This is a genomic window from Flavobacterium psychrolimnae (assembly GCF_003312425.1).
In the GTDB taxonomy this organism is placed as follows: Bacteria; Bacteroidota; Bacteroidia; order Flavobacteriales; family Flavobacteriaceae; genus Flavobacterium; species Flavobacterium psychrolimnae.
In genome coordinates, this window is the sequence record NZ_QNUX01000011.1 from 127,335 (window position 1) to 135,663 (window position 8,329).

8 protein-coding genes are annotated in these 8,329 nt (G+C 34.7%); 5 read left to right on the forward strand and 3 right to left on the reverse strand.

What is annotated here, in order from left to right:
* Positions 1-54 precede the first annotated feature (54 nt).
* From DR980_RS12335 to DR980_RS12345, 3 genes are all read left to right on the forward strand, one after another.
* A complete protein-coding gene (locus DR980_RS12335) occupies positions 55-834 on the forward strand; it encodes a cyclase family protein (RefSeq protein WP_113636578.1) in 780 nt (259 codons plus the stop codon).
* Positions 835-859: 25 nt separating this feature from the next.
* Complete coding sequence (locus DR980_RS12340) at positions 860-1,231, forward strand: MmcQ/YjbR family DNA-binding protein (RefSeq protein ID WP_113636580.1); 372 nt, start codon at positions 860-862, stop codon at positions 1,229-1,231.
* Between the two features lie 70 nt (positions 1,232-1,301).
* Positions 1,302-2,012: a PH domain-containing protein gene (locus tag DR980_RS12345; RefSeq protein ID WP_113636582.1), complete on the forward strand. Its 711-nt coding sequence runs from the start codon at positions 1,302-1,304 to the stop codon at positions 2,010-2,012.
* A gap of 72 nt (positions 2,013-2,084) precedes the next feature.
* Here the strand turns inward: DR980_RS12345 and DR980_RS12350 are convergent, their stop codons facing one another.
* The 3 genes from DR980_RS12350 to DR980_RS12360 all read right to left on the reverse strand — a co-directional run bounded on the left by DR980_RS12350 (position 2,085) and on the right by DR980_RS12360 (position 5,420).
* Entirely contained in the window at positions 2,085-3,185 is a 1,101-nt protein-coding gene (locus tag DR980_RS12350) for a DUF4407 domain-containing protein (RefSeq protein WP_113636584.1), read from the reverse strand.
* Positions 3,186-3,351: 166 nt separating this feature from the next.
* On the reverse strand, positions 3,352-4,953 hold the full coding sequence (gene pckA / locus DR980_RS12355; RefSeq protein WP_113636586.1) for a phosphoenolpyruvate carboxykinase (ATP): 1,602 nt from the start codon (positions 4,951-4,953) through the stop codon (positions 3,352-3,354).
* A 65-nt stretch (positions 4,954-5,018) separates the two neighbouring features.
* Positions 5,019-5,420 (reverse strand): DUF423 domain-containing protein, encoded by a 402-nt coding sequence (locus DR980_RS12360; protein WP_113636588.1) that lies wholly within the window; start codon positions 5,418-5,420, stop codon positions 5,019-5,021.
* Positions 5,421-5,599: 179 nt separating this feature from the next.
* On the opposite strand from DR980_RS12360, the gene DR980_RS12365 reads away from it, so the two are divergent.
* Together DR980_RS12365 and DR980_RS12370 are read left to right on the forward strand one after the other, a co-directional pair.
* A complete protein-coding gene (locus DR980_RS12365; protein WP_113636590.1) occupies positions 5,600-6,970 on the forward strand; it encodes a saccharopine dehydrogenase family protein in 1,371 nt (456 codons plus the stop codon).
* 391 nt (positions 6,971-7,361) lie between these two features.
* Positions 7,362-8,105, forward strand: coding sequence for a TRADD-N-associated membrane domain-containing protein (locus tag DR980_RS12370; RefSeq protein ID WP_113636592.1), 744 nt, complete (start codon positions 7,362-7,364; stop codon positions 8,103-8,105).
* Positions 8,106-8,329 lie beyond the last annotated feature (224 nt).

Here is an 8,329-nt window from a genome sequence, read left to right on the forward strand (position 1 = left end):
CACGAAGCTTTGTGGACTTAGTTTAATCTTTGTGCCCTTTGCCGTTAAACAATTATGAAAACTACTATTCAACACAACAATAAAACTATTCAAGTCAATTTATCGAAACCCATTGATATTTCGATTCCATTATCCAATACAGATGAAAACCCTATCGCCTGGTACATTTTAAAACCAGTCATTGAGCCAGTTCATTTTGGCGAATGGATAGGTAAAGTGTCCAGTGGAATGTCTTCCACTAATTTCAACAACATTAGTTTTAATCCACACGGTCACGGAACACATACCGAATGTTTAGGTCATATCACGCGTGAATTTTATAGTATCAACCAAACTCTGAAACAGTTTTTCTTTACTGCTGAATTGGTCTCGGTGGAACTCGAAGACCAAGAGATGGACTTTGTAATTACCAAGGAGTCGATAGAAAAGGCTTTAAACGGAAAAAAACCAGAAGCGATTGTAATAAGGACTTTACCGAATGACACATCCAAACTTTCCAGAAAATATTCCCATACCGACCCACCTTTTCTGGCCGAAGAAGCCGCTTTATTCATTCGTGAAAGCGGGATTAAGCATTTATTGATTGACTTGCCAAGTGTTGACAAAGAAAAGGATGAAGGAAAACTTTTGGCGCACAAAGCATTTTGGAACGTGACGGATGTTAAAAACTTGAATGCCGATGCCAGAATGGATTGCACGATCACCGAAATGATTTTTGTTCCAGATGAAGTGAAAGACGGAAGTTATCTATTGAATTTACAAATCGCATCTTTTGAGAATGATGCGAGTCCCAGTAAACCGGTTTTATATGCTATTTTAAATGATGAATTATAAATTTTGAATGAAAATAATTTCATAAATGAACTTAGAAACATACTACGAATATTGCTTGTCTAAAAAAGGAGTGACGGAACATTTTCCTTTTGATGAAGATACTTTAGTTTTTAAAGTGGGCGGAAAAATGTTTGCATTGTCGTCTTTAAGTCAATGGGAAAAAGGACAACCATCAGTCAATTTGAAATGTGATCCAGAACGTGCCGAGGAATTACGAGCTGAATATGATGACATTCAGCCGGGTTTTCACATGAGTAAAACCCATTGGAATACAATTGCTGTAAATGCATCAGTTTCGGATGCGCTTGTCAAAGAATTGATTGATCATTCCTATGAATTGGTTTTCAAAAGTTTAACAAAGAAATTGCAAAACGAAATTCAAGAATTAGAAAATTAGGCATTACTTTTGCAAATAAATTTGGATTAAAAAAATATAAACTCGTACTGAAATAAATTCAGCATATCATATGAAAGAACAATTTAAGAAGTTTTTAAACGAAGAACAAGACCCAAAAGCTATTGAAAAAATCGCTTCAAAACTGAGTGATTTATTGATGAAAAACGAAGAGATTGGTTATATAGCTGTTCAAAAAAAACCAGCGATTACCGTTTTGCCGGATAGTATTGTGATGACGAATAAAAGAATTATCATCTGTCAGCCTAAAAATCTGGGACTATCCATGAATTTTATTGATTACACGTGGGACGAGATAGAAGGTACTTTTGTGAAAGAAAATATTTTGGGTTCAGAGTTTTCTTTTACAACCAGAACAAATATGGAGGTTTCTATTGATTACATTCCTAAAATTCAAGCCAGAAAGATTTTTACATACGCTAAAGAGCAATTGGATATATTAAAAGTTGGGTCTGTATTAAACGCAACAATGATGGATGAAGTTCCAGTTTCTCCAATAGAAGAAGTGGAGATTGTTGAAGAAATGGAAACCGAAGAAGTGACTAGTTTTGCTGAAATAATGCCAGTTTCACAGCCTAATTTTATTGCTGAAAATCAAGTATTCGAAGACGTTCCATTAAATCTAAAAGACAAATCGTTGAGTGATTTATCACAAGACGAACTTTTTGAAAAGTTACAGAATTATAAAAAATTATTGGACAACGGATTGATTTTACAAGGCGAATACGACGCTTTCAAAAAAGAAATTTTGAGTCATATGTAGTTTCGCATAGAGCGCTAAGGAATAAATAATAAAAAACCCGACACACTTAATAGTTGTCGGGTTTTGTTTTTATTATAAAGTTCTTTTCTGCTTTTCTACAAAATTATTAGATTGTAATTCTAGTAAATCAGTAGCATTTTTTCGTTGTAAATCATATAACTGTTTGTCGTCAGCAATGTCTCCGTAAACTTTGTCGTGCATCGTGGCGCTAGTTTTTACGAGTAAAGTGCGTTGGTATTTATCTTGTTCGATTGTTGCTTTCAAAGCTGTTTCCAGATCTTCCAGTTTATAATCGTATTCCCCTTTTGGAGATAAAAGTTTAGCAATAATAGGAGAAGTTTCAATAGCTAAAAACAAGAGCATGATAAAAAACGAAGGCAGCCAAGGTAATTTATCCAAGGCATTTATTCGTGCCATTAAACCATCAAATCCGTCAATTATGGGTTGTGTTTCGTTAACTTTCTTGTCTAAATCGGTTTGCAACGTTTTAGTATTTTTCTCCATTTCAGCAATTTTAGCCAAGTTGGTTTTTTGTAAGGTATCCAGTTCCTGTTTTGCCAAATCATGTTTGGCAATTTTTTCTTTAAAAACCGGACCTTTGCCTAATTTTTTGGTTCCAGCAGTTCCTTCGGCTTCAGTGATGTAGGTTTCATACAGCGTATTTACTTCTTTTTCTTTGTTTGTGATTTCCGATTTTAATTTATCGATTTCTGCTTTATTTTTATCCAAATCGGATTTGAAATAATTCGCTACTTCTTTTTTGTTATTTAAAGCCATCGCATTTTTCTCTTTCAACAAAACGGTATTGATTTCTTTTTCGAAGATTTTAATTTCCAATGGCTTGGAAATAACTATCGCAATAATCACTGCCAAAATAATTCGGGGAGTTGCCTGTAGAAATTCACTTCCTATTTTGTCTCTTTTTCGAATAGTGGAAACAATAAAACGATCTAAATTAAAGATAAGTAAACTCCAAACGATACCAAATGCGATTGCGGGATATATACTGTCAAAGACGGTAAACAGCGCATAGGAACTGGCAAGGAAAGCCATGACAGCGGTAAAGAAAACGGTGGCGCCAATACCTACATATTTGGTTTGTTCGCCTTCGGAACAGCCTTCAAGTAAGTCTTTGTCAGCTCCGGAACAAAGGATAAAAAATTGTTTTAACATGATTGATGATTTTTTGATTGATGATTACAAATTTAACGCCAAAAAATGAATCTTGGTATAAATAATTGATATGTATTTATTTAAGGCATTTTGTTACGGTTTGTACCAAATAAAAGAGAGCTGCTCACAAGGAACAGCTCTCTTTCTTTTTTGAATTATAATTAACTTATGCGATTGGTGCTCCCGCCATAATCTCGGCATTGGCAAATTCTTCAAATTTGGCAAAGTTAGCTTTGAATTTTTGAGCTAATTCTACCGCTTTCTTATCATATAGTTCTGGATCTTCCCACGTGTTTCTCGGATTCAATATTTCGCTTGGCACATTTGGACAGGTTTGTGGTTTTGCAATTCCAAAAACTTGGTGGTTCTCGTAAGCAACATCGTCCAATTCTCCGTTTAAGGCAGCGGTAATCATGGCACGCGTATATTTCAATTTCATTCGGCTTCCTATTCCATAAGGACCGCCTGTCCAACCTGTATTGATTAACCAAACTTTTACATTGGCGTCTTTCATTTTTTTACTCAACATTTCAGCATATTTTGTTGGGTGTAATGGCATAAATGGTGCGCCAAAACAAGCAGAGAAATTAGGCTGAGGTTCTGTAATTCCAGCTTCGGTACCCGCCACTTTTGCTGTGTAGCCAGAAATAAAATGGTACGCAGCCTGTCCTGGAGTAAGTTTAGAAATTGGAGGTAATATCCCGAATGAATCGGCCGTTAAGAAAAATATGTTTTTTGGATTTTTCCCAATGGAACCCGGTTGTATGTTATCAATATGAAAAATAGGGTAACTTACTCGAGTGTTTTGAGTGATAGAAATATCCTCAAAATCAACTTCATTAGTATCTTTATTGATGATTACATTTTCAAGGATTGCTCCTTTTTTTATGGCTCTAAAAATGTCTGGTTCGTTTTCTTCGGATAAATTGATCACTTTTGCATAGCAACCGCCTTCAAAGTTAAAAACGGTGTTTTCGTTTGTCCATCCATGTTCATCGTCACCAATTAATTTTCGGTCTGGATCAGCTGATAAAGTAGTTTTTCCGGTTCCTGATAACCCAAAGAAAATAGCTGTGTCACCATCTTTTCCAACATTGGCACTACAATGCATTGGTAAAGTATTTTTGAAAACTGGCAAAATGAAATTCAAAGCAGAGAAAATTCCTTTTTTCATTTCTCCGGTATAACCAGTTCCACCTATCAAAACTACTTTTCTTGTAAAGTCAAGAATGGCGAAATTGCTTTGGCGTGTACCGTCAACCGCTGGATCTGCCATGAAACTTGGTACACATAAAAGAGTCCATTCTGGGTCGAAATTTGCTAATTCTTCCATTTCAGGTCTCAAAAACATGTTGTAACAAAATAAATTTGCCCAAGGAGTTTCTGTAATTACACGAACATTTAATCTATAATTGGGGTCAGAGCATACGTAAGAATCTCTAACGTAAATTTCTTTGTCTGATAAATAAGCGGTAACCTTGTTGTATAAAGCTTCAAATGCTGCTGGTTCGAATGGGATGTTTACTTTTCCCCACCAAACTTGATTTTCACTGATACTATCTTTTACGATATAACGGTCTTGCGGCGATCGACCCGTATATTCTCCTGTATTCACTGCTAATGCTCCAGTAGAAGTCTCAATTCCTTGACCTGTTTTTATAGTTATATCTTGTAATTCTTCAGGGGATAACTGGTAATGAATTTTGGCATTTTCAATTCCTAATTCTTTTAACGAAATCGATTGCGAGAAAAGCGTGTTATTGTCCATAAATTTATTATTGTGTAGTTACTTTTTATAGACTGCAAAAGTAGAAATTATATTTCAGTTAGCGTTTACTTCTTCGGATTTTGTGATTTATTATTTATAAAAGATAATAATAAAACGCCCCAGCCCAGTATTAATAGGAGCCCGCCGATGGGTGTAAGAAATCCAATTGTCTTAAAATCAAAAGATGTCAGGTCGTTTGTCGCCAATAAGTATATCGAACCGGAGAATAAAATTACACCTGTAAGGACCAAAAAGTAGATTGTTTTTTTGATTTTTGGAGTGATGTCATTCATCAGTCCAACGAATAATAAAAATAGTGCATGATACATTTGATAGCGTACTCCAGTTTCAAATGTAACTAATTGCTCCACAGAGAGTACTTTTTTTAGGGCATGTGCGCCAAAAGCTCCTAAAATTATAGCGATCATTCCTAAAATAGTTGCTGTCGAAAGTATCTTTTTGTTCATTTTGATTGTCTTTACTGCAAAAGTATTTCTTCTCGAATGAATTTAAAAGGATTTGCAACGATAGTTTATATAGAAAGGCTGAATATCTGAAAACGCATTTTTAATTTATTACAAAATAAACGATGGCCGTTTGTTATAAATACAACATTTTTGTATGTTTGTGTTATAAATATATAAAAATGAGAACAATTTTAATCATTGGGGCAGGAAGATCAGCTTCATCTCTGATTCAGTATCTTTTAAATAAATCTGAAAAAGAGAATCTGCATCTTGTTATTGGTGATTTGTCTTTGGCTTTAGCCCAAAAAAAGACAAACAATCACCCCAATGCAACGGCAATTGCCTTAGATATTTTTGATGAAGATCAAAGAAAAAAAGCGGTGCAAATTGCTGATATTGTCATCTCCATGTTACCGGCTCATTTGCACATTCAAGTGGCCAAAGACTGTATTATTTATAAAAAACACTTAGTCACCGCCTCGTACGTAAGTGATGCGATGCAGGAATTAGACGCTGCCGCAAAGGAAAATAATCTGATTTTCATGAATGAAATTGGACTTGATCCAGGCATTGACCACATGAGTGCCATGAAAGTGATTGATGAGATTAAGGAAAAAGGCGGTGAGATGATTTTATTCGAATCCTTTTGTGGCGGACTTGTAGCTCCGGAATCCGATACGAATCTTTGGAATTACAAATTTACCTGGGCACCACGCAATGTAGTTCTTGCGGGTCAGGGTGGCGCTGCCAAATTTATTCAGGAGGGGACTTATAAATACATTCCGTACTGTAATTTGTTTCGCAGAACCGAGTTTTTGCAAGTGGAAGGATATGGTCGATTCGAAGGTTATTCGAATCGGGATTCGTTGAAATACCGCAGTGTGTATGGCTTAGATAATGTACTTACGTTATACAGAGGAACGATTCGTAGAGTGGGTTTCTCGAAAGCTTGGAATATGTTTGTGCAATTAGGAATGACGGATGACAGTTACGTTATGGAGGATTCAGAGAACATGAGTTACAGAGAATTTGTGAATTCTTTCCTGCCATATCATCCCACGGATTCTGTAGAAATCAAGACCCGTTTGATTCTAAAAATTGACCAAGATGATATCATGTGGGATAAATTATTGGAACTCGATTTGTTCAACCCAAACAAGAAAGTAGGTCTAAAAAATGCTACTCCGGCACAAATTCTGGAAAAAATATTGACGGATAGTTGGACGCTTCAGCAAGATGATAAAGATATGATTGTCATGTATCACAAATTTGGATACGAATATAATGGCAAAAAAGAACAAATAGATTCCAAAATGGTTTGCATTGGCGACGATCAAACCTATACAGCCATGGCAAAAACAGTGGGTTTACCCGTTGCAATGGCGACCTTGTTAATATTGAATGGTAAAATCACGACTCCGGGAGTGCAATTGCCCATTCGGAAGGAAGTTTATGAGCCTATTTTGAAAGAATTAGAAGAATACGGTGTTGTTTTCAAGGAACAATCCATGCCGTATTTAGGATACAATCCGGATAAAGAGTTTAGTTAGCAGTTTTTTTTAGATTTTTAGTTTGATAAATCCGCTCCTCTTGAAGCGGATTTGTTTTTTAAAATTCTTTATTTATGCTGAGCGTAGTCCAAGTATGGGCGTGACCCTACAAATTGCTTCGTCGTTCCTCCTCGCAACTTCGGGTCGGGCTGTTCGCTGCAATCTTTATGTTTTTTAAAGAAAAAACATAAAGGATTTTCGCTGCCATCCCTCACGCAAAACATTCCAATGATGCGCCGTTTATTTTATTAAATTGTAAGAAAATTTTAATATATTTGAAAAACGGAAGGTGAAACAGACCTTCGCCAATGCACCTAGATTTTGGTGTATGTGAAGGTTTGTTTTGATTATATAATAGTTTGTGTCAAGCTGAAAAAAAAGAAACCGAAAAATGATAGATGGTAAAGATGGATATATAATTTTCAGCTTTTTAGGAGAGCTAATAACGAAAAATAAAATTGCTAAAACAATCGTTTTAATTCTCACTACAATTTCAGTTGTAGGAATAATATCAATTATTTTTTATTCAGTTTTTGAACAATTAAACATAGAGAGAAAAGATTACTTAATTAAAAATATTTTACCATTTTTTATTGTAACATTAATTTTAATTGCTTTAGCTAAATCAATTTATTTTTTTGAGCAATCTTCTGATGCTACGGACGCAGAGTTGAAAAATTTAAAAGCTGAACGTGTTATTATTACTCAAAAAATAGAAACAGAGAAGGAACTTGATATTTTCCACACAATACAATTAAGTCTAAACCAACTAAATGAATATTATACTATAAATAAGAATCAAGCAAAAAGCAGTTTCAGATTTAGTGTTTTTGCTATTGTTATTGGTCTTATAACAATTCTTACTGGTATTTGGTTACAATATTTAGATATAGCAAAGATTGAGGTTAATTATATAACTGCGATTTCTGGTTTAATATTAGAATTTATAGGTGGAGCATATTTCTTAATGTATAAGAAAAGTTTAGAGCAAGTTAATTTCTTTTTCGGTCAACTGATTAAAATTCAAGACACAATGTTATCAATAAATTTAGCTAATAATATTGAAAGCGTAGAAAAAAAAACAGAAATGAACGAAAAAATTATAGTTTCATTATTAGAAAGAAGTTTGAAATAATCAAGCCTGTAGCTAACGGGCATTTTGACCTAGCTGGAATTAAGTGGAATTATCGTTTCGCATCAAGTTTTCGTTAAGCCGAAAATTTAGCGGTTACGAATTCCCAGCCATCTCAAAGCAGCAGGACGTCAGGCTGTGAAAAAACCTCTTTTTTGCGTTAAAATCTTCAATTTTTCCTTTTCTACAATCCAAAAGAAAGCCTTTTAAGAAAGGTCTTTTTTAGG